Annotated in this window: 25 protein-coding genes; 14 read left to right on the top strand and 11 right to left on the bottom strand. The window is 66.7% G+C overall.

The annotated features are described in order from the left end of the window. Positions 1-3: 3 nt before the first annotated feature. A complete protein-coding gene (locus tag B5V46_RS06450; RefSeq protein WP_080615830.1) occupies positions 4-930 on the bottom strand; it encodes a LysR family transcriptional regulator in 927 nt (308 codons plus the stop codon). A gap of 110 nt (positions 931-1040) precedes the next feature. Here B5V46_RS06450 and B5V46_RS06445 point away from each other — a divergent pair, with 110 nt between their 5' ends. From B5V46_RS06445 to rpe, 8 genes are all read left to right on the top strand, one after another. Next, positions 1041-2048, top strand: coding sequence for a class 1 fructose-bisphosphatase (locus B5V46_RS06445; protein ID WP_080615829.1), 1008 nt, complete (start codon positions 1041-1043; stop codon positions 2046-2048). A 17-nt stretch (positions 2049-2065) separates the two neighbouring features. Beyond that, positions 2066-2938: a phosphoribulokinase gene (locus B5V46_RS06440; RefSeq protein WP_080615828.1), complete on the top strand. Its 873-nt coding sequence runs from the start codon at positions 2066-2068 to the stop codon at positions 2936-2938. Positions 2939-2948: 10 nt separating this feature from the next. Next, a complete protein-coding gene (gene tkt / locus B5V46_RS06435; RefSeq protein WP_080615827.1) occupies positions 2949-4940 on the top strand; it encodes a transketolase in 1992 nt (663 codons plus the stop codon). Positions 4941-4957: 17 nt separating this feature from the next. Further along, positions 4958-5959, top strand: coding sequence for a type I glyceraldehyde-3-phosphate dehydrogenase (gap, locus tag B5V46_RS06430; RefSeq protein WP_080615826.1), 1002 nt, complete (start codon positions 4958-4960; stop codon positions 5957-5959). Beyond that, entirely contained in the window at positions 5959-7167 is a 1209-nt protein-coding gene (gene pgk, locus B5V46_RS06425; protein WP_080615825.1) for a phosphoglycerate kinase, read from the top strand. The genes gap and pgk overlap by 1 nt, the downstream gene beginning before the upstream one ends. A gap of 13 nt (positions 7168-7180) precedes the next feature. Next, the gene (fba, locus tag B5V46_RS06420) at positions 7181-8245 is read left to right on the top strand and encodes a class II fructose-bisphosphate aldolase (RefSeq protein ID WP_080615824.1); all 1065 of its coding nucleotides are present in this window, start codon (positions 7181-7183) and stop codon (positions 8243-8245) included. Positions 8246-8355: 110 nt separating this feature from the next. Beyond that, complete coding sequence (locus B5V46_RS06415) at positions 8356-9744, top strand: ribulose-bisphosphate carboxylase (RefSeq protein WP_080615823.1); 1389 nt, start codon at positions 8356-8358, stop codon at positions 9742-9744. An 83-nt stretch (positions 9745-9827) separates the two neighbouring features. Continuing rightward, positions 9828-10523, top strand: coding sequence for a ribulose-phosphate 3-epimerase (gene rpe / locus B5V46_RS06410; protein ID WP_080615822.1), 696 nt, complete (start codon positions 9828-9830; stop codon positions 10521-10523). Positions 10524-10651: 128 nt separating this feature from the next. Here the strand turns inward: rpe and B5V46_RS06405 are convergent, their stop codons facing one another. Then, positions 10652-10819 (bottom strand): transposase, encoded by a 168-nt coding sequence (locus B5V46_RS06405; RefSeq protein ID WP_080615821.1) that lies wholly within the window; start codon positions 10817-10819, stop codon positions 10652-10654. A 209-nt stretch (positions 10820-11028) separates the two neighbouring features. Here B5V46_RS06405 and B5V46_RS06400 point away from each other — a divergent pair, with 209 nt between their 5' ends. From B5V46_RS06400 to B5V46_RS06385, 4 genes are all read left to right on the top strand, one after another. After that, a complete protein-coding gene (locus B5V46_RS06400; protein ID WP_080615820.1) occupies positions 11029-11586 on the top strand; it encodes a thioredoxin family protein in 558 nt (185 codons plus the stop codon). Beyond that, the gene (gene gph, locus B5V46_RS06395) at positions 11583-12245 is read left to right on the top strand and encodes a phosphoglycolate phosphatase (RefSeq protein ID WP_155773966.1); all 663 of its coding nucleotides are present in this window, start codon (positions 11583-11585) and stop codon (positions 12243-12245) included. The genes B5V46_RS06400 and gph overlap by 4 nt, the downstream gene beginning before the upstream one ends. After that, positions 12242-12943: an HAD-IA family hydrolase gene (locus tag B5V46_RS06390; RefSeq protein ID WP_080615818.1), complete on the top strand. Its 702-nt coding sequence runs from the start codon at positions 12242-12244 to the stop codon at positions 12941-12943. Before gph ends, B5V46_RS06390 begins: the two co-directional genes overlap by 4 nt. Before the next feature lie 106 nt (positions 12944-13049). Then, positions 13050-13682, top strand: a complete 633-nt coding sequence (locus tag B5V46_RS06385) for a hypothetical protein (protein WP_080615817.1) — start codon at positions 13050-13052, stop codon at positions 13680-13682. On the opposite strand, the gene B5V46_RS06380 is transcribed toward B5V46_RS06385, so the two are convergent. From B5V46_RS06380 to B5V46_RS06350, 7 genes are all read right to left on the bottom strand, one after another. Further along, positions 13679-13948: a hypothetical protein gene (locus B5V46_RS06380; RefSeq protein ID WP_080615816.1), complete on the bottom strand. Its 270-nt coding sequence runs from the start codon at positions 13946-13948 to the stop codon at positions 13679-13681. The two genes, B5V46_RS06385 and B5V46_RS06380, sit on opposite strands and share 4 nt — an antisense overlap. Before the next feature lie 119 nt (positions 13949-14067). Next, positions 14068-15234: a M20 aminoacylase family protein gene (locus B5V46_RS06375; RefSeq protein ID WP_080615815.1), complete on the bottom strand. Its 1167-nt coding sequence runs from the start codon at positions 15232-15234 to the stop codon at positions 14068-14070. Between the two features lie 3 nt (positions 15235-15237). After that, positions 15238-16404, bottom strand: a complete 1167-nt coding sequence (gene argE / locus B5V46_RS06370; RefSeq protein WP_080615814.1) for an acetylornithine deacetylase — start codon at positions 16402-16404, stop codon at positions 15238-15240. Positions 16405-16687: 283 nt separating this feature from the next. Further along, positions 16688-17971 (bottom strand): DUF3422 family protein, encoded by a 1284-nt coding sequence (locus tag B5V46_RS06365; RefSeq protein WP_080615813.1) that lies wholly within the window; start codon positions 17969-17971, stop codon positions 16688-16690. Between the two features lie 272 nt (positions 17972-18243). Beyond that, positions 18244-19689, bottom strand: a complete 1446-nt coding sequence (locus tag B5V46_RS06360) for an NAD(P)(+) transhydrogenase (Re/Si-specific) subunit beta (protein ID WP_080615812.1) — start codon at positions 19687-19689, stop codon at positions 18244-18246. A 13-nt stretch (positions 19690-19702) separates the two neighbouring features. Next, positions 19703-21277 (bottom strand): Re/Si-specific NAD(P)(+) transhydrogenase subunit alpha, encoded by a 1575-nt coding sequence (locus B5V46_RS06355; RefSeq protein WP_080615811.1) that lies wholly within the window; start codon positions 21275-21277, stop codon positions 19703-19705. Positions 21278-21396: 119 nt separating this feature from the next. After that, positions 21397-21870, bottom strand: coding sequence for an isoprenylcysteine carboxylmethyltransferase family protein (locus B5V46_RS06350; protein WP_080615810.1), 474 nt, complete (start codon positions 21868-21870; stop codon positions 21397-21399). 109 nt (positions 21871-21979) lie between these two features. On the opposite strand from B5V46_RS06350, the gene kynU reads away from it, so the two are divergent. Next, positions 21980-23173, top strand: coding sequence for a kynureninase (kynU, locus tag B5V46_RS06345; protein ID WP_080615809.1), 1194 nt, complete (start codon positions 21980-21982; stop codon positions 23171-23173). Between the two features lie 17 nt (positions 23174-23190). Further along, entirely contained in the window at positions 23191-23652 is a 462-nt protein-coding gene (locus B5V46_RS06340; RefSeq protein WP_080615808.1) for a GNAT family N-acetyltransferase, read from the top strand. Between the two features lie 21 nt (positions 23653-23673). Here the strand turns inward: B5V46_RS06340 and B5V46_RS06335 are convergent, their stop codons facing one another. Next, on the bottom strand, positions 23674-24117 hold the full coding sequence (locus tag B5V46_RS06335; RefSeq protein ID WP_080615807.1) for a cytochrome c: 444 nt from the start codon (positions 24115-24117) through the stop codon (positions 23674-23676). A gap of 135 nt (positions 24118-24252) precedes the next feature. Beyond that, on the bottom strand, positions 24253-25029 hold the full coding sequence (locus B5V46_RS06330; RefSeq protein WP_080615806.1) for a gamma-glutamyl-gamma-aminobutyrate hydrolase family protein: 777 nt from the start codon (positions 25027-25029) through the stop codon (positions 24253-24255). Positions 25030-25229 lie beyond the last annotated feature (200 nt).

Below are 25229 nucleotides of genomic sequence, written 5' to 3'. Positions count from 1 at the left end.
GGGCTATCGGGGCAGGAAGGCCCCCTGCCGTCCCACGATATAGCCGTGGATCCGCCGACCGGCCGCGCTGAGCGCGGTGTCGCTGCGATGGACCAGGAACCATTGCCGCACCAAGGGCAGCGAGGGCGCGTCGAGTTCGACCAGGCGCCCGTCGTTCAGTTCGCCGGCCACCGTATGGCGCGAGATCAGCGCGATCCCGAGCCCCGCCATCACCGCCTGCTTGATGGTTTCGTTGCTTTCCAGTTCGACCACCCGTTGCGGCCGCCCCTTGCCCAACCGCTCGATCAGGCGCTCCATCAGAATCCGGGTGCCCGACTCTGGCTCGCGCGCGAGGAACGTCTCGGCCAGCACCCGCTCGGCCGCGATCCTCTCATGTCCGGCCAGAGGATGATCGGGCGGCGCGATCAGCACATGCGGATGCGGGCCAAGCACCGTCGCATGAACCGCGGGCAGCCGGGGCGGCCGCCCCATGATCGCGATATCGACGCTCGCCGCCTGCAAGGCCGTCACCACCATCTCGCGCGAGCCCACGCGCAGGATCACGTCGATCTCGGCAAAGGCGCGGTGCAGTTCGGCCACCAGGCGCGGCGCGAAATATTTGGCAGTGGCGACCACGCCCAGCGTGACCATCCCCTCCATTCCGTCATTGAGCGCGCGGACATGATCGACGCAGGCCTCGAGCGCGGTCTCGATGGCGCGCGCCCCCACCAGGGCAGCCTCGCCCTGCAGCGTGAGGCGCGCCACCCCCTGCGGCCCGCGATCGACCAGCCGCGCACCGAAATTCTCTTCGAGCTGGCGCAGCTGGGTATGGACGGCCGGGGTCGTCAGGTGAATGGACTCGGCCGCCGCGGTCAACGTGCCGTGCTCGGCTACGGCGCGCAACGCCCTGAGTTGCTTGAAGGTTATGGCCTCGGGTCGGAGCGTCGACATTCGGTTTTCAAAAAAATCTAATACAGCTTCCGGGTTTTTAAATTCTCTACCATCCCGTCATCCTCTAGCAACCAATAACGACAAGTTGCCGCCAGATTCGGGAGAATTTTATGCAAACGGAAAATCCGATCAGGGATTTACAGCATATCCCCGCCGCGCTTCAGCCGATCATGACTGCACTTTGCGAGGTCGGCATCGATCTTTCGCGCGTGATCCAGCGCGGCCCGCTGGGCGGGGCGCTGGGGGCAGCCGTGGGCGAGAATACCGGCGGCGATACCCAGAAGGCGCTGGACCTGATGGCCGACGATGCCTTCTGCGAACGCCTCAGGACCGCCAATGTCCGCCACTACGCCTCGGAGGAACAGGACACGGTGGCGGTTCTCGACCCCGGGGGCGCCTATGCGCTGGCGATCGACCCGCTGGACGGCTCGTCGAATATCGACGTCAATGTATCGATCGGCACGATCTTCTCGATCTTCGAGGCGGCCGAGGATCCCGATGCCAGCTTCCTGCGCCCGACCGACCAGCAGATCGGCGCGGGCTACATCATCTACGGGCCGCAGACGATGCTGGTCTGCACCTTCGGCCAGGGCACCCAGGAATATCTGCTGGACCCCGACAGCAAGCAGTTCGTGCTGGTGGCCGAGGCGATCAAGATCCCCGACACCTCGCGCGAATTCGCCATCAACGCCTCGAATTACCGCCACTGGTCGCGCCCGATCCGGGCCTATATCGACGACTGCCTGGCCGGCGAGGAAGGCCCGCGCGCCTCGAATTTCAACATGCGCTGGGTCGCCTCGCTGGTGGCCGAGACGCATCGGATCCTGACCCGGGGCGGCGTGTTCCTCTATCCCGGCGATGCCCGCAAGGGCTATGCCCGCGGCCGGCTCCGGATGGTCTATGAATGCGCCCCCATCGCCTTCGTGATCCAGCAGGCCGGGGGCCTTGCCACCGACGCCCAGGACCCGATCCTCGGCAAGACCGCCGAGAAGCTGCACGCCCGCACGCCGTTCGTCTTCGGCTCGACCGACAAGGTCAGCCGCATCGCCGCCTATCACGATCTGCCGGACGAAGAGGTCAACGCCCTGTTCGGCAACCGCGGCCTGTTCCGCGTCTGAGTTCCTGGAGGACTGTCATGAGCAAGAAGCACCCGATCATCTCCGTTACCGGCTCTTCCGGGGCGGGCACCTCGACGGTCAAGCATACCTTCGACCAGATCTTCCGCCGCGAGGGCGTGAACGCGGTCTCGATCGAGGGCGACGCCTTCCACCGCTTCAACCGCAAGGACATGAAGGCCGAGCTCGACCGTCACTATGCCGAGGGCGATGCGGGTTTCAGCCATTTCAGCTACGAGGCCAACGAGCTGAAGATCCTCGAAGAGGTGTTCCGCCAATATGGCGAGACCGGCACCGGGCGCAGCCGCCATTACGTGCACGATGCCGAAGAGGCCGAGAAGCGCGGCGTGGCGCCGGGCGAGTTCACCGACTGGGCGCCCTTCGCCGAGGGCTCGGACCTGCTGTTCTACGAGGGGCTGCACGGCTCGGTCGTCAATGACGAGGTCGACATCGCCCGGCATGCCGATCTCAAGATCGGCGTGGTGCCGGTGATCAACCTCGAATGGATCCAGAAGATCCACCGCGACAAGGAAAAGCGCGGCTACACCACCGAGGCGATCCGCGACGTGATCCTGCGCCGGATGTATGCCTATGTGCATTGCATCTGCCCGCAATTCACCGAAACCGACATCAACTTCCAGCGCGTGCCGGTGGTCGATACCTCGAACCCCTTCGTCGCCCGCTGGATCCCGACCCCGGACGAAAGCCTCGTCGTGATCCGCTTCCGCAATCCGCGCGGGATCGACTTTTCCTACCTGGTCTCGATGATCCACGGATCCTGGATGAGCCGGGCCAACTCGATCGTGATCCCGGGCGGCAAGCTCGATCTCGCGATGCAGCTTATCCTGACGCCGATGATCAATCGTCTCGTCTCCGAATCGAAACGCGCCTGAGGAGCCCAAAATGAACGCGCCCACCAAGATCGACACCAGCGCCGAAGCGCTGATGGCCACCGCGATCCGTGTCCTGACGATGGATGCGGTTCAGGCCGCCAATTCGGGCCATCCCGGCATGCCGATGGGCATGGCCGATGTGGCCGCGGTGCTGTTCAACCGGTTCATGCAGATCGACCCGTCCTGCCCGAAATGGGCCGACCGGGACCGCTTCGTGCTGTCGGCCGGGCATGGCTCGATGCTGGTCTATTCGATCAACCACATGCTGGGCTATGCCGACATGGACATGGACCAGATCCGCAGCTTCCGGCAATGGGGCGCGCGCACGGCGGGGCATCCGGAATACGGCCATGCCGAGGGCATCGAGACCACGACCGGACCGCTGGGCCAGGGCATCACCACCGCGGTCGGCATGGCGCTGGCCGAGCGGATGCACAATGCCCGCTTCGGCGACGATCTGGTCGATCACTACACCTATGTGATCGCGGGCGACGGCTGCCTGATGGAAGGCATCAGCCACGAGGCCATCGACATGGCCGGCCACTGGCAGCTCGGCCGGATGATCGTTCTGTGGGACGATAACAAGATCACCATCGACGGCTCGACCGAGCTGTCGACCTCGGTCGACCAGAAGGCGCGTTTCGCCGCCGCCGGCTGGCATGTGGCCGCGGTCGACGGCCATGACCGCGAGGCCGTCGCCGCCGCCATCGAGGCCGCGCGCAAGGACCCGCGCCCCTCGCTGATCGCCTGCCGGACCGTGATCGGCCAGGGCGCGCCCAACAAGGCCGGCAGCCACAAGGTCCATGGCGCGCCTCTGGGCGCCGACGAGATCGCCGCGACCCGCACGGCCCTTGGCTGGGCCCATGAGGCCTTCACCCTGCCGAAAGAGGTCTATGCCGCCTGGCATGCGGTTGCCGCGCGCGGCCGCGAGGCCCGCGAGGGCTGGGAAGCGCGTCTGCTCTGCGCCGAGCATGGCGGTGCCTTCGAGGCCTCGCTGGCCCGGCCCGACAAGGCCGCCATGGCCGAGGCCATCACGGCCTACAAGCAGCAGCTTTCGGCCGATGCGCCCAAGGTCGCGACCCGGAAGGCCTCGGAGATGGCGCTGGCCGTGGTCAATGCCACCCTGCCCAACGCCATCGGCGGCTCGGCCGACCTCACCGGCTCGAACCTGACCCTGACCAAGGGCATGTCGCCGGTGTCGAAGGACAATTACGGCGGCAATTACATCCATTACGGCATCCGCGAATTCGGCATGTCGGCGGCGATGAACGGCATCGCGCTGCATGGCGGCTTCTTCCCCTATGGCGGCACCTTCCTCGTCTTCGCCGATTATGCCCGTCCCGCGATCCGGCTCTCGGCGCTGATGGGGTTGCCGGTGGCCTATGTGATGACGCATGACTCGATCGGTCTTGGCGAGGACGGCCCGACCCACCAGCCGGTGGAACATCTGGCCAGCCTCCGCGCCATGCCCAATCTCAACGTCTTCCGTCCCGCCGATGTGGTCGAGACCGCCGAGGCCTGGGAAATCGCCGCGACCTCGGAGACGACCCCGAGCCTGCTGGCACTGTCGCGGCAGGGCCTGCCCTGCCTGCGGACCGAGCACCGGGCCGAGAACCTGACGGCCAGGGGCGCCTATGTGCTGCGCGAACCCGAGGGCGGCCGCGACGTCACCCTGATCGCCACCGGCTCGGAAGTCGAGATCGCGATGAACGCGGCCGACGAGCTGGCGCGCCAGGACGTCAGGGCCGCCGTTGTCTCCGCCCCCTGTTTCGAGCTATTCGCAGCTCAGGACGACGCCTACCGGGCATCCGTCCTTGGCGACGCGCCCCGGGTCGGGGTCGAGGCCGCCGTGGAACAGGGCTGGGCGCCGCTTCTTGGCGCCAGATCCGCCTTCGTTGGCATGACCGGATTCGGCGCCTCGGCGCCGGCCGACGACCTTTACAAGCACTTCGGCATCACCGCCGAAGCCGTGGCCGCCGCCGCGAAGAAACTGATCAAGTAAGACAAGAAGGGTGGAAGATGACAGTCAAGGTAGCAATCAACGGCTTCGGCCGGATCGGGCGCAACGTCCTGCGGGCCATCATTGAATCGGGCCGCACCGATATCGAGGTCGTCGCGATCAACGATCTGGGTCCGGTCGAGACCAATGCCCATCTGATGCGCTACGACAGCGTTCACGGCCGCTTCCCCGGCACCGTGACCGTCGACGGCGATACCATCGATGTGGGCCGCGGCCCGATCAAGGTGACCGCGATCCGCGATCCGAAAGAGCTGCCCTGGGGCGATGTCGACGTGGCGCTGGAATGCACCGGCATCTTCACCGCCCGCGACAAGGCCGCGATCCATCTGGAGAACGGCTCGAAGCGGGTGCTGATCTCGGCGCCGGGCGCCGGAGCCGACAAGACCATCGTCTATGGCGTCAACCATGACGTGCTGACCAAGGACGACCTGGTGGTCTCGAACGCCTCCTGCACGACGAACTGCCTGTCGCCGGTCGCCAAGGCCCTGAACGATGCCATCGGCATCAAGCGCGGCTTCATGACCACGATCCACAGCTACACGGGCGACCAGCCGACGCTGGACACCATGCACAAGGATCTGTACCGCGCCCGCGCGGCGGCGATGTCGATGATCCCGACCTCGACCGGCGCCGCCAAGGCCGTGGGCCTGGTGCTGCCGGAACTGAACGGCAAGCTCGACGGCGTCGCGATCCGCGTGCCGACCCCGAATGTGTCGGTCGTGGACCTGGTGTTCGAAGCCGGGCGTGACACCACCGTCGAGGAGGTCAACGCGGCCATCCGCGCGGCGGCCGACGGCCCGATGAAGGGCATTCTCGGCTATACCGACGAGAAACTGGTCTCGTCGGACTTCAACCACGACCAGCATTCCTCGGTCTTCCACATGGACCAGACCAAGGTGATGGACGGCAACATGGTCCGGATCCTGAGCTGGTATGACAACGAGTGGGGTTTCTCCAACCGCATGGCGGATACCGCCGTGGCGATGGGGGCGCTGATCTGATGGCGGGCCTGCCCCTGACATCGCTGGATGTTGCGGGCAAGCGCCTGGCAGTCCGGGCGGATCTGAACGTTCCGCTCGGGCCCGCCGGGGTCACCGACGCCGCCCGCATCACCCGCTTTGCAAGCGGCATGAAACCGCTTCTGGCCCGGGGCGCGCGGCTGGTGGTCATGAGCCATCTGGGCCGTCCGGGGGGCGAGATGACCCCGGCGCTGACTCTCGAACGGGTGCAGGGCGCCTTGTCCGATGCCCTGGAGGCGCCGGTGCGCTTCATCGATACCTGTGCCGGGCCGATGGCCGAACGGCTCAGCCATGATCTGGCGCCGGGCGAGGTGCTTCTGTGCGAGAACCTGCGCTTCGAGCGCGGCGAGGAGCGCAACGACCAGCGGCTCGGGGCCGAGCTGGCCCGGCTTGGCGACATCTATGTCAATGACGCCTTCTCCTGCTGCCACCGGCTGCATGCCTCGACCACGGCGGCGGTCGACGCGGCCGAACGGGTGGCGGCGGGGCCCCTGCTGCTCGAGGAGCTGGCCCAGCTCGAACGCGCGCTCGACACCCCGCCCTCGCCTTCTGTCGCGCTGATGGGCGGGCAATCGATGATCGAGCGGCTGGGGCTGATGAAGCGTCTCCTGCGCCGGGTCGACACCATCCTGCTGGGCGGCGGGCTGGCCAACAGCTTCCTCTTTGCCCGCGGCTACAGCATCGGGCGCTCGTTCTGCGAACCGGAACTGGCCGACGACATTCTCGAGATCGCCGCGCTGGCCGAGGTCGCGGGCTGCCGGATCGTGATGCCCCGGGATTTCGTCGTCGACGGGCTTCAGCATGCCGGCGGGCATGCCTATCCGGTGCCGCTGGGCGGCATCCGGCCGAACCGCCGGGTCTACGATCTGGGTCCCGACTCGGTCGAGCTCTATCGCGGCCTCCTGCGCAAGGCCCGGACCATCGTCTGGAACGGCCCGCTGGGCATCTGCGAGACCCCGCCCTTCGACGCCGCGACCCGGGCGCTGGCCGAGACCGTGGCCGAACAGACCCGGGCCGGGCTCTGCGTGTCGGTCGCGGGCGGCGGCGATACGCTGGTCGCGCTGAACCGCTCGGGCCATGCCCATGATTTCACCTATGTCTCCACCGCGGGTGGAGCATTTCTCGAATGGCTGGAAGGACGCCCGCTCCCCGGCCTCGAAGCTTTGGAACGCGCAGGACGCGCAGACTGACGGAGATTTAACGATGGCCCTTATCACCCTTCGCCAACTTCTGGACCATGCGGCCGAGCACGGCTACGGCGTGCCCGCCTTCAACATCAACAACATGGAACAGGGGCTGTCGATCATGGAGGCCGCCAAGGCCTGTGACGCGCCGGTCATCATCCAGGCCAGCCGCGGCGCGCGGCAATATGCCAATGACATCATGCTGGCCAAGATGATCGAGGCGCTGGCCGAGATCTATCCCGGCATCCCGCTTTGCATGCATCAGGATCACGGCAACAACGAGGCCACCTGTCTGGGGGCGATCAAGCACGGCTTCACCTCGGTGATGATGGACGGCTCGCTGGAAGGCGACGGCAAGACCCCGGCCTCCTATGAATACAATGTCGACATCACCCGGCGCGTGGCCGACATGGCGCATTGGGTCGGCGCCTCGGTCGAGGGCGAGCTGGGCGTTCTGGGCAGCCTCGAGACCGGCAAGGGCGAGGCCGAGGACGGCCATGGCGCCGAGGGCGAGCTGTCGCGCGACCAGCTTCTGACCGATCCCGATCAGGCCGCCGATTTCGTCTCGAAGACCAAGGTCGACGCGCTGGCCATTGCCTGCGGCACCTCGCATGGCGCCTACAAGTTCACCCAGAAGCCCACCGGCGAGACGCTGGCGATGAGCGTGATCGAGAAGATCCACGCCAAGCTGCCCGACACGCATCTGGTGATGCATGGCTCGTCCTCGGTGCCGCAATACCTGCAGGATCTCATCAACGAGAATGGCGGCGCCATGCCCCAGACCTATGGCGTTCCGGTCGAGGAGATCGAGCGCGGCATCAAGATGGGCGTGCGCAAGGTCAATATCGACACCGACAACCGGATGGCGATGACCGGCACCTTCCGCCGCATCGCCAAGGAAAACCCGGCCGAATTCGACCCGCGGAAATTCCTCAAACCCGCCATGGCCGAGATGACCAGGCTCTGCAAGGACCGCTTCGAGCGCTTCGGCACCGCCGGCAATGCCTCGCGGATCAAGGTGATCCCGATGGCCGACATGGCCAGGCGCTATGCCGAGGGCAGCCTCGATCCGAAGACGAAATAACCCTCTGGTGCCCGGCCCTCGCGGGGGCCGGGCCCGCTCCGGAAACGCGCGCAACGTAGAACGAAGACCACCGGAACCCGGGGACAAGACGAACCGAAAGGCCATAGGAAATGGATCAGTCGAACCGATATGCCCGCCTCGACCTCGATGAGAAAGCACTCATCGCCGGCGGCCGTCACGTGCTTTGCGCCTACACGATGAAGCCCAAGGGGGACGGGGACTACCTGGCCACCGCGGCGCATTTCGCCGCCGAAAGCTCGACCGGCACCAATGTCGAGGTGCACACCACCGACGATTTCACCAAGGGCGTCGATGCGCTCGTCTACGAGATCGACCCCGGGAACGAGGTGATGAAGATCGCCTATCCGGTCGAGTTGTTCGACCGCAACATCATCGACGGCCGCGCCATGCTGGCCTCGTTCCTGACGCTGACGATCGGCAACAACCAGGGCATGGGCGACGTGGCGCATGCCAAGATGCGCGACTTCTACGTGCCGCCCGCCTATCTGAGGCTCTTCGACGGACCCGCGATGAACATCGCCGACATGTGGCGCGTGCTCGGCCGCAGCGTCACCGATGGCGGCATGGTGGTGGGCACCATCATCAAGCCGAAACTCGGCCTGCGTCCGCAGCCCTTCGCCGATGCCTGCTATGAATTCTGGCTGGGCGGGGACTTCATCAAGAACGATGAGCCGCAAGGCAACCAGGTCTTCGCGCCGCTGAAAGAGACGATCCGCCTGGTCTCGGACGCGATGAAGCGGGCCCAGGACAAGACCGGCGAGGCCAAGCTGTTCTCGGCCAACATCACCGCCGACGACCATTATGAAATGCTGGCCCGCGGCGAGTATATCCTGGAAACTTTCGGCGAGAATGCCGATCACGTGGCCTTCCTCGTGGACGGCTACGTGGCAGGCCCCGCGGCCATCACCACCGCGCGCCGCGCCTTCCCGCACCAGTTCCTGCACTATCACCGGGCGGGCCACGGCGCCGTGACCTCGCCGGAATCGCAACGCGGCTATACCGCCTTCGTGCTGTCCAAGATGTCACGTCTGCAGGGCGCCTCGGGCATCCACACCGGCACCATGGGCTTTGGCAAGATGGAGGGCGATCCCTCCGACAGGATCATGGCCTTCATGCTGACCGAGGACGTGGCGGACGGCCCCTTCTACCGCCAGGACTGGCTGGGGATGAAGCCCACCACCCCGATCATCTCGGGCGGCATGAACGCGCTGCGCCTGCCGGGCTTCTTCGACAATCTGGGCCATTCCAACGTGATCCAGACCTCGGGCGGCGGCGCCTTCGGGCATCTCGACGGCGGCACCGCGGGCGCGATCTCGCTGCACCAGGCGCATGATGCCTGGAAGGCGGGCGTGAACCTCGTCGACTATGCCAAGGAGCACCGCGAACTGGCCCGCGCCTTCGAAAGCTTCCCCTTCGATGCCGACAAGCTCTTCCCGGGCTGGCGCGAGAAGCTGGGCGAGACCGAAGCCGCCGAGTGACAGAGCGGTGTAACGACCTGTGCGGCCCCGTCGCGGGGCCGCGCCTTCCCTGAAAATCCGGCCCTATCGGGAGGAACCCAAAGATGTTCGACCGTTCGATCAAGATCGCGCCCTCGATCCTGTCCGCCGATTTCGCGAATTTCGGTGCCGAGATCCGGGCGATTGAAGCGCAGGGCGCCGACTGGGTGCATGTCGACGTGATGGACGGGCATTTCGTCCCGAACCTGACCTTCGGCCCGCCCGCGGTGAAGGCCTTCCGCCCGCATGTGAAGACCTTCATGGACGTGCATCTGATGATCTCGCCGGTCGATGCCTATATCGAGGCCTATGCCGAGGCCGGCGCCGACATGATCACCGCCCATATCGAGGCGGGCCCGCATATCCACCGCACGCTGCAGGCGATCCGGGCGCAGGGCGTCAAGGCCGGCGTGGTGCTGAACCCCGCGACCCCTGCCGAAAGCGTCGAGCATATCCTCGATCTTTGCGACATGGTCCTGATCATGACCGTGAACCCGGGCTTCGGCGGGCAGAAATTCATCCCCTCCTGTATCGACAAGATCCGCCGCGTCCGCGCGATGATCGGCGACCGGCCGGTCCATATCCAGATCGATGGCGGCGTCACCCCCGAGACCGCACCGCTTGTCGTCGAGGCCGGCGCGAATGTGCTGGTCGCGGGCTCGGCCGTCTTCAAGGGCGGCTCGGTCGATGCGCCCGACGTCTACGGCCAGAACATCCGGGCGATCCGCGAGGCCGCCGAGGGCGCGTTGCAGGCGGCCTGACGCCAGAGACAATTCCGCCCGACCGCGGCCGCCCGATATGGCGGATGCACGCGGCAACGATCCGAGACCGGCGCAGGCACTGCGCCGGTCTTTGCTTGCCCCCGGATCCCGGACTGGTGCGATATTCATTATGCGGCCATCGCGGCCGCCAGATCGAGCCGCCAGCCTTTCAACTGCGACGGCGTCACGCCGAGTTCGCGCGCGACGGTGGTCTGGCTGACGCACGGCTCGGAAAGGCGCGCGACGGCCTGTTCCTTGAACTCGGCGGTGAAGTGACGGCGGGGCTGCCTGCTCATCCGGGGTCCCTCTCTCTGGGAGGACCTTAACTCCCAGTCCTGGATCCGGGGACAAGGTCAGCCCGGCGGAAGTCTCGGGAACCGGCCGCCGCATATCGCCTCTCTCCGCCCTGTTCCGCTCGGGCCGGGATGCGACAAAGCGGCTGGCACGCGCTTCGATCCGCGTTAATTTCTGCTCCGACAGACATGCTATCCGAAGGAGGTTCCCCATGGCCGTCTCTCCCCCGATCTGCGATTTCGGCTGGCAGGCCCCCGATTTCACCCTGCCCGGCACCGATGGCAAGCTGCATACCCTGTCGGATGTGCACGGGCCGATGGGCACGCTGATCATGTTCATCTGCAACCACTGCCCCTATGTCATCGCCGTGCGCGACCGCATCATCCGCGACGCCCGCGACCTGCAGGCCCAGGGCGTCGGCATCTGCGCGATCTGCTCGAACGATGCCGAAGCCTATCCCGAGGACAGCTTCGAGGGCATGAAGAAGGTGGCGGCGGAACTTGACCTTCCCTTCCCCTATCTCCATGACGAGGACCAGTCGGTCGCGCGTGCCTATAACGCCATCTGCACCCCGGATTTCTTCGGCTTCAACAGCCTGCTGGAGTTGCAGTATCGCGGTCGGCTGGATGCCTCGCGCAAGGAGGCCGGGCCTGCGGACCTGCGGCGCGATCTTTACGAGGCGATGCTACAGGTGGCCCATACCGGCCACGGACCGCACGAGCAGATTCCTTCGATGGGCTGCTCGATCAAATGGAAGGACGCCGCGTGAAGGCCATCATCTTCGACCTCGACGGAACGCTGATCGACAGCGCTCCGGACATCCATGCCGCCGTGAACAGGACGCTGGCCGGGCTCGGCCAGGAGGCGTTCGACCTCGACACCATCCGCGCCTTCATCGGCAACGGGGTCGAGGTACTGATGGAGCGCGTGATCAAGGCCCGCGGGCTTGAACCCGGCCAGCGCGACGCCCTGGTCGAGGCCTTCCTTGGCCATTACGCGGCAGACCCCGCGACGCTGACGACGCTTTATCCCGGCGTCGAGGACGCGCTGGAGCAGTTCCGCGACGAGGGCTGGGCGATGGGCATCTGCACCAACAAGCCCGAGGCGCCCTCGCGCGCGATCCTGAAGACCTTCGGCATCGACGGCTTCTTCGGCGCCGTGGTCGGCGGCGATACGGTCGAGGTGAAGAAACCCGACCCGAAACCTCTTCGCGCGGTCTGCGAGCAGCTTGGCGCGACGCAGGCGGTCTTCGTCGGCGACAGCGAGATCGACGCGGCGACCGCACAGGCCACCGGCATGCGCTTTGCGCTCTTCACCGAGGGCTATCACCGCGCCGAGGATGTCGACGACATCCCGCAGGATGCGCGCTTTTCCGATTACGACGTGCTGGTCGCCATCGTCGCGCGGCTGGCCGACGAGCTGAGATGACCATCAGGGCCCTGATCTTCGATCTCGACGGCACGCTGGCCGAGACCGAGGAAACCCACCGTGCGGCGTTCAATGCAAGTTTCGCCGCGCGGGGGCTCGACTGGCACTGGTCGCGCGAGGACTATGCCGTTCTTCTGAAGACAGGCGGCGGCAAGGAGCGGCTGCGCGCGTTTCAGGCGGGGCTGCCCGAGGCGGCCCGGCTGCCCGAGGCCGATCTGCTGCGGCTTCATGCCGAGAAGACAGAGGCCTATGGCCGGATGATCGCCGAGGGCGCGGTCGGGCTGCGCCCCGGGGTCGAGGATCTGATCCTGCATGCGCGCGAGGCCGACATGGCCATCGCCATGGCCACCACCACCTCGCGGCCCAATGTCGAGATCCTCGTGCGCCGCTGCTGGCGCAAGCCGGCCGAGCGGGTCTTCGACGTGATCGCCGCAGGCGACGAGGTCGCGCGCAAGAAGCCCGATCCCGAGATCTACCGGCTGGCGCTCGAGCGGCTGGGCCTGCCGCCCCGCGAGTGCATGGCCTTCGAGGATTCCCATATCGGCCTGCAATCGGCGCGGGCCGCGGGGCTTGGCGTGGTCATCACGCCCAGCGCCTATACCGCTGACGACGACTTCACCGGCGCCGCCCATTGCGCGCCGACGCTCGAACAGCGGAACTGGCCATTGATCCTGAAGGCGATGCTCCTGAGCTGCTAGCCTGTACCGACCGCCGCCAGGTCGGTACAGTTTTGCCGAACGCCTTGCAGCAAACAGGCAGGACAGCATGCGCTGGACACATTAGGAATGGTCCGCTCTGGGCAGTGTGCTCTCGGGCATCGGCACAATTGGTGTAGCCATCGGCACAATTTCTGGAGCCGTCGCGGTTGTTTTTGCCGCATGGCTCGGCTCCAGAACGTTCGAAAGCTGGCGTGAACAGAAGATCTCTGAGCGCCAGATAGATCAGGCAGAGCGCATATTGATCGCGACCTATGACGCCAGGCGAAGCCTGGGCGATCTGCGCCATGCCGCGGCGAACCTCTTCACGTCCGGATCCGCTCAGAGGGACTTGCAGGACGGTGCAGAGGCCCTCACGTCAGAGGCCGCCAAGGCTCACAGATATTACGAGACACTCCGCGAAACCGCGTCTCTTGCCCGTCGGTCATTGGCGGACTGCATGCCGACCGCAAAAGCGCTGTTCGACGCCGACCTCGAACAAGCCATCGGAGAGCTGATGAAACAGTTCGATATCGTGTTCCAGGACGTCAGGTCGCGGGACGAATTGTCCCCCGACAAGCGCCAAGCGAAACGGAACAAACTCACTCCGGGCGGCCCATCTGAAGACCGCAACAAGATGGACGCCACCATCGACGCACAAATCAATCGGATCGAAGACATCTGCCTTCCGCAGCTCAGAGCGGCAGGCAGAAAACCCTGCGATGACAGGCCTTCCGTCTAGCGCCAGGACAGCAGCCGGCCGCCGGTCCAGAGCCGGGTCTTCGAGCGGCGGCGGAAGACCAGGGGCAGGTGCAGCGCGCCCGAGAAGGGGGTCGGCCGCCTTGTCGTCAGCGCCGCCGTGACCGCGCCCCTCGACAGCATCGCCAGCCCGAAGAAATCGGAAAACGGGGTCGAGCCGTTCTCGGCCATGTTCCATTTGGTATCGGTCACGAGCCGGTCCGCCCGGATCAGGCTTTTCGGAAACCGCTCGTCATTCGCTCCGGTCATGGTGGTCCCCTCGCTGGCGCCTCTTTCCCAGCAGGCTATCCCCTGCCCCGGGATCGCGCCATAGGCCCAGACAGCGCAGGGCGATGTCGCGGTCCACTCCGGGCCAAAGGGGCCCGCCCTCAGTCCGCAGGCAGACGATTCTCGACCAGTTCGACGAACCAGGACGCGCCGAAGGGAATGGCCCCGTCGTCGAATTCATAGGCCGGGTGATGCAGCGAGGCGGTGTCGCCATTGCCAAGGAAGATATAGGCGCCGGGCCGTTCGAGCAGCATATAGCTGAAATCCTCGCCCCCCATCAGCGGCGCGGTCGCCCTCTCGACCCGGTCCGAGATCTTTTCGGCCATCGCGGCCGCGAAAACGGTCTGTTCGGGGGCGTTGGCCGTGACCGGATAGTTGCGGCTATAGCGCAGCTCGGCGGTTGCGCCATAGGCCGCTGCCGTCGCCTCGGCCACCGCCGTCACGCGCGCCTCGGCCAGATCGCGCATGCCCTCTTCCAGCGTCCGGACCGTGCCTTTCAGAAGCACCGTCTGCGGGATCACGTTATAGGCCTCGGAATCGGTCCGGAAGCTGCAGACCGAGACCACGAGCTGTTTCAGCGGGTCGGCATTGCGCGCGGCGATGGATTGCAGCGCGACGACGATATGCGCAGCCACCAGCGTCGTATCGATGCAGTAATGCGGCTTGGCGGCATGGCCGCCCCTGCCGGTGACGATGATGTCGAACTCGTCGGTCGCTGCCATGATCGGCCCCGGACGGATCGCGAAGGCACCGACCGGGATACCGGGCATGTTGTGCAGGCCATAGACCTCATTGATGCCGAAGCGTTCCATCAGCCCGTCCCTGCACATTGCCAGACCGCCTGCGCCGCCCTCTTCGGCGGGCTGGAAGATCACCACCGCGCGGCCGTCGAAATTGCGGGTCTCGGCCAGGTATCTGGCAGCCCCCAGCAGCATCGCGGTATGGCCGTCATGGCCGCAGGCATGCATCCTGCCCGGCGTCTTCGAGGCATGGGGCAGCCCCGTCGCCTCGAGGATCGGCAGCGCATCCATGTCGGCGCGAAGCCCGATCACCCGCCCCTGCTCGTCCGACCGGCCCCTGATGACGCCGACGACGCCCGAGCGCCCGATGCCCTCGACCACCTCGTCGCAGCCGAATTCGCGCAGCTTCGCGGCGACCAGCGCCGAGGTCCGCGGCAGATCGTACATCAGTTCGGGATGCGCGTGGAGGTCGCGCCGCCAGGCGGCGATCTCGGGCTGCAGTTCGGCGAGGCGGTTCCTGACGGGCATGGGCTATTCCTGAAGATCGGCCAGCAGCCGCGCCATGAAGGCCTCGCCCTGCCGGAACTGCTCGAGCGTGATGTATTCGTCGGGCTGATGCGCCTGGGCGATGTCGCCGGGGCCGCAGACCACGGTCGAGAAGCCGCCCTCCTGGAACTGTCCGGCCTCGGTCGCATAGCTGACCACATGGGCGGCATTGTCGCCTGTCAGCCGCCGCGCCAGCGCCTCGGCCACGCCGTCCCGTTCGGGGGCGAGCGCAGGCACCGAAAAGGTTTCCTCGACCGTAATGCCCGCCGCGGGGCAGACGGCCTTCATGCCCGCCTCGACCCGCGCCACCTCGGCCATGAGCGCCGTGCGGCAGGCCTCGAGGCTATCCGAGGGCACGCAGCGATAATCGAGCCCCATCCGGCAATCGGCGGCGGTGATGTTCTGCGCGGTGCCGCCCGCGATCTCGCCGACATGCAGGCTGGTCCAGGGCGGGTCGAACAGCCCGTCATCGCCTTCGGGCGCGCGGGCAAGGTTGCGGTCATTGGCCTCGTTCGCCCACTGGATCAGCCGCCCCGCCTCCATCACCGCAGAGACGCCGCGATGCTGCAGAGAGGAATGCACCTCATGGCCCTTCAGCCGGATCTCGAAGCCGATATTGCCCTTGTGGCCGGTCACCACCTGCATCATCGAGGGCTCGCCCACGATGACCGCCGCAGCCTTCGGGAAGCCCTCGCGCGCCATCTGCGCAATCAGCGGCGGCGCGCCGATGCAGCCCAGTTCCTCGTCATAGCTCAGCGCCAGTTGTAGCGGCCGCGCCGGCTGCACGCGCTGCGCCTCGACCATGGCCCAGATCGCCAGCGCATCGAAGCCCTTCATGTCGCAGGTGCCGCGCCCGTAAAGCCGCCCGCCGCGTTCGGTCAGCTCCCAGGGGTCCGAGCTCCAGTCCTGGCCGTCGACCGGCACCACATCGCTATGGCCCGACAGCATGACGCCACCCGCGACCTGCGGGCCGGCATGGGCATAAAGGCCGGCCTTCGAGCGCGCCGGGTTCCAGACCCGGCTGGCGGCGATCCCGGCCTCGGCCAGATAGCCCTCGACCCAGTCGACCAGCGCGAGATTGCCATCGCGGCTGACCGTCGGAAAGGAAACAAGCTTTTCAAATATTTGCCGGGGCGTCAGCGGGCTGGCCATGGGGATCTCCGGAAGGGTTTCCAGCCGAGACTGGGGGCCGCCCCTGACAAGGTCAAGCGCGAAGCTCGAAAGCCCGACCGAAACGGACGCGCGGAAGCGCCCGCAACAAGCGTCCGCAGCCAGAGCCCGCAGCCAGAGCCAGAGACCGAATGCGCCGGGCGCCGGGCCGCGGCGCATTGCCTGCCGCGATGGCACGGACGGACCGCCCGGTTCTGCGGCCTGTCCCGGCGCCCCGGAATGCCATGACAGGGTCGTGCGCGGGCCGCCCGTCAGGGCGTGAGGCTCAATGATCCATGCCCTTGCGCAGCCGCCGGATCATCAGCCAGACCACCAGCACCACCACCGGCGTCACCACCGCCGTCGCCAGCGCTTTCGAAACCGCCAGCGCCTCGGCCCCGGGCGCGATCATGTAGGACACCAGGCTGACCGCGTAATAGCTGATGGCCACCACCGACAGCCCCTCGACCGTGCGCTGCAGGCGCAACTGCAGATCGGCGCGCCGGTCCATGCTTTCCAGCAGCTTCTGGTTCTGGGCCGAGCGTTCCACATCGACCTGGGTCCGCAAGAGGTTGGCCGCGCGGACCGCGCGCCGGGTCATCGAATCGAGCTGCGCCTCGCTGGCCTTCACCGTCCGCATCGAGGGGTCGTAGCGGCGCATCATGAATTCCTGAAAGGTCTGGCGGTGCTGGAAGCGTTCCTCGCGCAGCACCTCGACCCGCTGATGCACCAGCGCCTCATAGGCCGTCGTCGCCGAAAACCGGAAGGCGGATTGCGCCAGCAGGCTTTCCAGCTCGGCCGAGACCGCCAGGAGGTTGCGCAGCGTCTCTTCGGGCTGGCGCTGGCCGCCGGTCATCTCGCCCACCAGCGCGCTCAGCTGCGGATCGAGCTCGGCGAGGCGGGCATTGACCTGCCGCGCCCGGGGCAGGCCCAGCATCGACATCGCCTTGTAGGTCTCGACCTCGGTCAGGCGCTGCACGATGCGGCCGATCCGGCGCTGGCCGATCTCGGGCTGCACGAAGATCGCCATCCGCATGTGACCGCCGGTATCGATGCGGAAATCCGTCGCCATGACCGCCGCACCGTCGAGGATCGCCGCCGCCGAGAGGCTGTCGGGTACGAACCATTCGCCGATATGCGCGCCGATCTCCGTCCCGCCGTTGCGGATCTGCTCGATCCGGATCAGGGCCGAGGTCAGCCGCGCGCCCGGTGCGGCTTCGAGCCAGTCATCGGGAAACACCTCGAAGGCGGCCGGATCGAAGGGCTGGTCGGCGACGCCGGGGGTGAAGACGGTGTAGGTGGCGAATTCGGTATGGCTTTCCCATTTCAGCTTGTGCCGCCCCATCTGGCCGAAGAAATGGGTCTCGCCGGGCTTGGGATGCTGGGCCCCGAAGCGGTCGAGCAGGTCGATCACATGGGCGCGGTCGGCATCGCGGTCGCGGATCGCGGCATCGAGCGGCGGCTTGATCGCGAGAAAGGCGGCATGGCAGGGCGCCTGCAGCGACGGAAAGGGCCGCGTATGCAGCTCGTTGGTCAGCGCATAGCGCAGGGGATGGTCCTGGATCGGCATGGCGGCTGGCCTTCTGTTCGCGCGCGTTGCACCACCTCTAGCCAAGCCGCGCGATTTGTAAACGCGGCAGGGCGCGCCCCGGGGGCGCGCAGCCCCTGCGGGGCCGCGGGTATTTTTTCCAAGAAGAAGACGGCAGGGGCGGCTTTCTGCCCGGTCCCTCCCCCAAGGCGCGCGGCCCGGGCCCGTGCCGCCGCTGAAGGCAGGGGGCCCTCAGATGCAGAACGCCCCGCCGGTCGGGGCGGGGCGTTCCTGTTTCGCGATCCCGGGCGGGATCAGCGGATGATCGACAGCAGCTTGTCGAGGCTCTGCTTGGCATCGCCGTAGAACATCCGGGTGTTCTCCTTGTAGAAGAGCGGGTTCTCGATCCCCGAATAGCCGGTGCCCTGGCCGCGTTTCGACACGAAGACCTGCTTGGCTTTCCAGACTTCCAGAACCGGCATGCCGGCGATGGGCGAATTCGGGTCGTCCTGCGCCGCCGGATTGACGATGTCGTTCGAGCCGATGACGATGGCGACGTCGGTTTCGGGGAAATCCTCGTTGATCTCGTCCATCTCCATCACGATGTCATAGGGCACCTTGGCTTCGGCCAGGAGCACGTTCATGTGTCCCGGAAGACGGCCTGCCACCGGGTGGATGGCGAAGCGCACGGTCTTGCCCTGCTTTCTCAGATGTTCGGTCAGGACCGAGACCGAGTTCTGCGCCTGCGCGACCGCCATGCCGTAGCCCGGCACGATGATGACGCTGTCGGCATCCTCGAGCGCCGCGGCCACGCCATCGGCGTCGATCGCGATCATCTCGCCCTCGACCTCGGCCGCGGGACCGCCGGTGCCGCCGAAGCCGCCCAGGATCACGCTGACGAAATGCCGGTTCATCGCCTTGCACATGATGTAGCTGAGGATCGCCCCCGACGAGCCCACCAGCGCGCCGGTCACGATCAGGAGGTCATTGCCCAGCGTGAAGCCGATGGCGGCCGCAGCCCAGCCCGAATAGCTGTTCAGCATCGAGACCACGACCGGCATGTCGGCGCCGCCGATGCCCATGATCAGGTGCCAGCCGATGAAGCCCGCGAGGATCGCCATCAGGACCATGGTCCAGATGCCCGCACCGGTGAAGTAGAGATAGCCCAGCGCGATCGACAGCAGGAGGGCTGCGAGGTTCAGCATATGACCGCCCGGCAGCTTGTGCGGCTTGCCGTCGATCCGGCCCGCGAGCTTGCCGAAGGCCACGACCGAGCCGGTGAAGGTCACCGCCCCGATGAAGATGCCGAGGAAGACCTCGACCTTGAGGATCGAGATCTCGACCGGTGTCTTGTGCGCCAGCACCGAGGCAAAGCCCCGCAGCGCCTCGACGGCGGCGCCGTCATCGGCCGCCTTCAGCGCCAGCACATGGCTCAGTTCGAGCTGGGCGTTGAGCCCGATGAAGACCGCGGCGAGGCCGACGAAGCTGTGGAGCGCCGCCACCAGCTGCGGCATCTCGGTCATCTCGACCCGGCGCGCGACCTCGTAGCCGGCATAGCCGCCGATCAGGACGGCCGGGATCAGCAGCCAGTAATGGCCGATGCCGGGGCCGAAGACGGTGCCCAGCACCGCAAGCCCCATGCCGACGATGCCGTACCAGACGGCGCGCTTGGCCTTTTCCTGGTTCGACAGCCCGCCGAGCGCGAGGATGAAGAGAACGGCGGCGGCGATATAGGCCGCGGAAACGATACCGATGGACATATCCCCTGCCCCCTTAAGATTTCTGGAACATGGCCAGCATCCGGCGTGTCACCAGGAAGCCACCCACGATGTTGATCGTCGCGATCAGGACAGAGAATGTGGCGAGGATCACCACCAGCCAGTTGCCCGACCCGATCTGCAGAAGCGCGCCCAGGATGATGATGCCCGAGATCGCGTTGGTCACCGCCATCAGCGGCGTGTGCAGCGAGTGGCTGACATTCCAGATCACCTGGAAGCCGACGAAGCAGCTCAGCGCGAAGACGATGAAATGGCTCATGAAGCTTTCCGGCGCGAAGGCCCCGATCAGCGCCATCAGAAGACCGCCCGCGACCAGCATGCCGATCTGGGTGATCGTCTGCTTGCGGAAGGCGGCGGCCTCCTGGGCCTTCTTCTCCTCGGGAGTCAGCTCTTTCGGCTTGTCCTTCTTCGGGGCTGCCGCGATCGCCTTCACCTTGGGCGGCGGCGGCGGGAAGGTGATCTCGCCCTCATGGGTGACGGTCGCGCCCCGGATCACGTCATCTTCCATGTTATGCACGACCTGGCCGTCCTTGCCGGGCGTCAGGTCGGTCATCATGTGACGGATGTTGGTGGCGTAAAGCGTCGAGGATTGCGTCGCCATGCGGCTGGCGAAATCGGTATAGCCGACCACGGTCACGCCATTGTCGCTGACGATCTTCTCGCCGGGCCGGGTCAGGTCGCAGTTGCCGCCCTTCTCGGCGGCCAGATCGACCACGACCGAGCCGGGCTTCATCGCCGCCACCATGTCCTCGAGCCAGAGCTTGGGCGCGGGGCGGCCGGGGATCAGCGCGGTGGTGATGACGATGTCCATGTCGGGCGCCAGCTCGCGGAACTTCGCAAGCTGCTTTTCGCGGAATTCCGGCGAGGAGGGCTTGGCATAGCCGCCCGTTTCCGAGCCGTCGGCGGTATCCTCATCGAAATCGAGGAAGACGAATTCGGCCCCCATCGACGAGATCTGCTCGGCCACTTCGGGACGCACGTCGAAGGCATAGACCATGGCGCCCAGCGAGGTCGCGGTGCCGATCGCGGCCAGACCCGCGACGCCCGCGCCCACCACCAGCACCCTGGCCGGAGGCACCTTGCCCGCCGCCGTCACCTGACCGGTGAAGAAGCGGCCGAAATTCGAGCCTGCCTCGATCACCGCGCGGTAGCCCGCGATATTGGCCATCGAGGAGAGCGCATCCATCTTCTGGGCGCGGCTGATCCGCGGCACCATGTCCATCGCGATGACATTGGCGCCCCTGGCCTTGCACTGCTCGAGCAGCGCCTCGTTCTGCGCCGGCCAGAAGAAGCTGATCAGCGTCTGGCTCTTGCGCAACCGCGCCACTTCCTCGGCGACAGGCTCGCGCACCTTGACGACGATGTCGGAGCCCTGCCACAGCGCCTCGGCGGAGTGCACCACCTTGACGCCCGCCTCCTCATAGGCGGCATCGGCAAACCCCGCGGCCGCTCCCGCCCCGGTTTCGATCAGACAGTCATAGCCCAGCTTCCGAAGCTGGACCGCAGAGTCGGGGGTCATGGCCACGCGGGCCTCGCCCTCCAGAATCTCTTTCGGTGCCCCGATTTTCACGTTCTTGTCCCCTCTTTCAGGCGTTGGGCCGCTTAAGGCCGCTGTCTCATAGCATTGCGCAACAATGTTTCACAAGTTTCAGGATCGGTGCATCCCCTGTCCCGGATTTTCCCGTGGCCTCAGAGCCAGCGTCCGACCCGTCGGCAATAGGCGTCATATTCGGCCCCGAAAGCCTCGCGGATCAGCGCCTCTTCGCGGCGGATGAAGCGCCGTTCGATCAGCTTCAGGAAGACCGGCACGAGGATCAGGCTCGGCAGCGCGTCCCAGATCAGGATCAGTCCCGTCAGGATCGCCGCATCGGCCAGATAGATCGGATTGCGGGTCAGGCCATAAGGGCCGGTGATGACCAGCCGGTCGGGCCGCTCGCGCGGGATCAGCGAGCTGCGCGCCAGAACCACCCGCAGCGCCGCCCAGGAGGCCAGCGCCAGCCCGAAGACCACCAGCAACAGGCCGCCGACATCGCCCACCCAGCCCAGGAAGCCGAAGGGCAGGATGGCCGACTGCGCCCAGGCCAGCCCCGCGAACAGGGCCAGCCACATCGGCGGCAGTTCCAGGTAATGCAGTAGCCGGGTCATCGGGTCTCCGTCGCGCATGTCGTTCTCCTTTAGAGAGTCCCGCCCGGCACGATCAAGGGGCTGAATCGTCCCGCCCCTTGCGCAACGGAAGCTTTCACGCCAAAGCTTTGGTCAGGGAGGCCCATGAATGACCGATTTCGCGGCGACGCGCGCGCAGTTCCACATTCCCGAGGGAGTGATCTATCTCGACGGCAACTCGCTCGGACCGATGCCCCTGGGGGCCGAGGCACGGGCGGCACAGGCGGTGCGCGAGGAATGGGGCGAGATGCTGATCGGCGGCTGGAACAAGGCCGGATGGATGGCCATGCCCCGCGTGCTCGGCCGTCTCGTCGGTCGGCTGATCGGCGCCGAGCCGGGAACGGTCGTGATCGGCGACACGCTGTCGATCAAGGTCTACCAGGCGCTTGCCGCAGCCCTGGCCATGCGGCCGGAGCGCCGCGTCGTGCTGAGTGACTCGGGCAATTTCCCGACCGATCTCTACATGGCCCAGGGCTTGCTCCAGAGCCTCGGCCAGGATCATGAGCTGCGCATCGTCGCCCCCGAGGAGGTCGAGGCCGCCATCGACGAGGATATCGCCGTGGTGATGCTGACCGAGGTCGACTATCGCACCGGGCGACTGCATGACATGGCCACGATCTCGGCGCGCGCGCGCGACGCGGGGGCGATGACGGTCTGGGATCTGGCCCATTCGGCGGGCGCGATTCCTATAGATCTGGCCGGCAGCGGTGCCGATTTCGCGGCCGGCTGTACCTATAAATACCTCAATGCCGGGCCGGGCGCTCCGGCCTTCATCTATGTCGCACCCCGCCATGCCGACATGGCGCTGCCCGCGCTGTCGGGCTGGCTCGGCCATGCCGCGCCCTTCGCCTTCGAACAGGGCTATCGACCGGGAGAGGGCATCGACCGGATGCGCGTCGGCACCCCGCCGGTCCTGCAGATGGCCGCGCTCGAGGCCGCGCTCGCGGTCTGGGAGGGGGTGTCGATGACCGATATCCGCGCCCGCTCGATCGAACTTGGCGAGCTTTTCCTGGCCGAGGTCGAGAGCCGCTGCCCGCAGCTCGAACTGGCCTCGCCGCGCGATCCCCAGCAGCGTGGCAGCCAGGTCTCGTTCCGCTTCACGGACAGCTATGCCGCAATCCAGGCGCTGATCGCGCGGGGCGTGGTGGGCGATTTCCGCGCGCCCGACATCATGCGGTTCGGCATCGCCCCGCTTTATACCGGCGAGGACGACATCAGGCGTGCGGCGCTGATCCTTCAGGACGTGATGGAGAACCGGCTTTGGGACGACCCGACCTACCGCGCCCGCGCCGCCGTCACCTGAGCACCTCTGAACCGCGGATGCGGCTGCGCCGGGCACGGGCGGGCGATGGCGCGCCGACCCGCGCGCTGTTTCACGACGCGGTCCATCGCGGCGCCTCGCTCAGCTATTCTCCGGAAGAGCGCGATGCCTGGTCGCCCTCACCCGAGGCCCCACCCGACTGGGAAGACAAGCTTCTGCGGCGCCACACCGTCATCGCCGAGATCCGCCGCAGCCCCGTCGGCTTCATGACACTGGGCGAGGACGGCTATCTCGACTTCGCCTATGTCTCTCCAGACTGGACCGGTCGCGGCATCGGCCGGGCCTTGTTGCAGGCCATCCTGCGCGAGGCGCGCCGCTCTGGCCTCGACCATCTCTCGACCGAGGCCAGCCTTGTCGCGCGCCCCTTCTTCGCGCGCCATGGCTGGCACGAGACCGCCCGCCAAAGCGTCATCCGCCACGGCGTGGCACTGACGAATTTCCGCATGGAAATAAAGCTCTAGGCCCGGGGGTCCGGCTCGCGTTCAGCGGATGCCATTGGCGCGCTGAACCTCGCGCACGAAACGGACCACAGAGGCAATGTCGGCGGTACTGACACCCGGCACCGGCGCCATGTCGCCGAAGCGCCAGTGATGCGCCTGAACCCCCTGCCGCGCCGCCCGCAGGAAGGCATAATCGCCATGGTGGTTCGGTTCGTAGATCGGGTGGATCAGAGGCGGGCCGAGCCCCTCGCGCCCATCGGCCCGCGTGCCATGACACTGGGCGCAATTCTCAGAGAACACCGCCTGCCCGGCCTCGGCCTGCGAGCTCAGCCGCGGCATCTCGACCTGCACCAGCGCGCGCGGCCCGTCCGCCTCACCGCCCTCCATGCCGGGATCCGCCCCGGGAGGCTGCAGCCAGAACCAGCCGCCAAGGCCAGCCGCAACCGCGGCACCGCCCGCCACGCCGATCAGAAAAGGTCGTTTCATCGTCTCGTCTCCGCCGTTATCGGTCTTGCGGCGCGACGCCTAGAGGGTCCAGCAACTGGAAGCTCAAGTCACGAGCCCGTGCGCGGGTGGATCTTCTGACGAATCTTCTGGCCGATTTTCGGGCCCGGGCCCGCCTCAGGCCGTCTTCAGGACCGCCGGGCGGTCGCCCCGCGCCCAGGCGGCGACGGCCTTGCCGAAGGCCTCGAAGAGCGGCCGCGAGACCGGATCGCGGGCGGCGCGGTATTCGGGATGCCACTGCACCGCCAGCGCAAAGCCCGGTGCGTCGGCAACATGGATCGCCTCGGCCGTGCCGTCGGGCGCCACCCCCTCGATCACGATCCGCGGCCCGGGCCGCTTGATGCCCTGCCCGTGCAGCGTGTTGGTCATCACCTCGGTCGCGCCGAGAATGCGGTGAAACAGCCCGCCTTCGGTCAGCGTCACCATGTGGCGCAGGGCGAATTTCTCTTCAAGCGTGCCGTCGGGCGGCATCCGGTGGTTCATCCGCCCCGGCAGGTCGCGGATTTCGGGATCGAGCGTGCCGCCCATCGCGACATTGACCTCCTGAAAGCCGCGACAGATCGCGAAGAAGGGCTGGCCGCGTTCGACCAAGGTCCGGATCAGCGGCAGGCTGATGGCATCGCGCGCCCGGTCGAAGGCGCCATGCGCCTCGGTCGCGGCCTCGCCATATTCCTCGGGATGCACATTCTGCCGTCCGCCGGTGAACAGGAAACCGTCGAAACACTCGACCAGCTCGGGCACGCTGACAAAGCGCGGATCGGCCGGGATCAGCAGCGGCAGCGCCCCCGCCACCTCGGCCACCGCCTCGGAATTCATCGTGCCACCGGCATGGGCGGGATATTCGTCGTTGATCAGAAAGCTGTTGCCGATGATGCCGACCCTGGGGCGCGTCATGGGACCCTCTTTTGCCTGTTCCGGGCGACGATATAGCGCTTTTGCCAGAGGGTGAAGGGCCACACCCCGGTGCCGCGCGTCCCCCTGTCCGGCCCCTTGCCGGGGACAGACCGGCAGAAAGCGCAGGTTTTGCGGTCCCTCTGTCCGTTTTCGGACAGGAGGCGCCCGCGCGTCTTCCGCCCGGCGAGCCATCCGCACAG

It is taken from the genome of Rhodovulum sp. MB263, assembly GCF_002073975.1.
Lineage (GTDB): Bacteria > Pseudomonadota > Alphaproteobacteria > Rhodobacterales > Rhodobacteraceae > Rhodovulum.
This window is presented reverse-complemented; position numbering and strand designations above follow the sequence as displayed.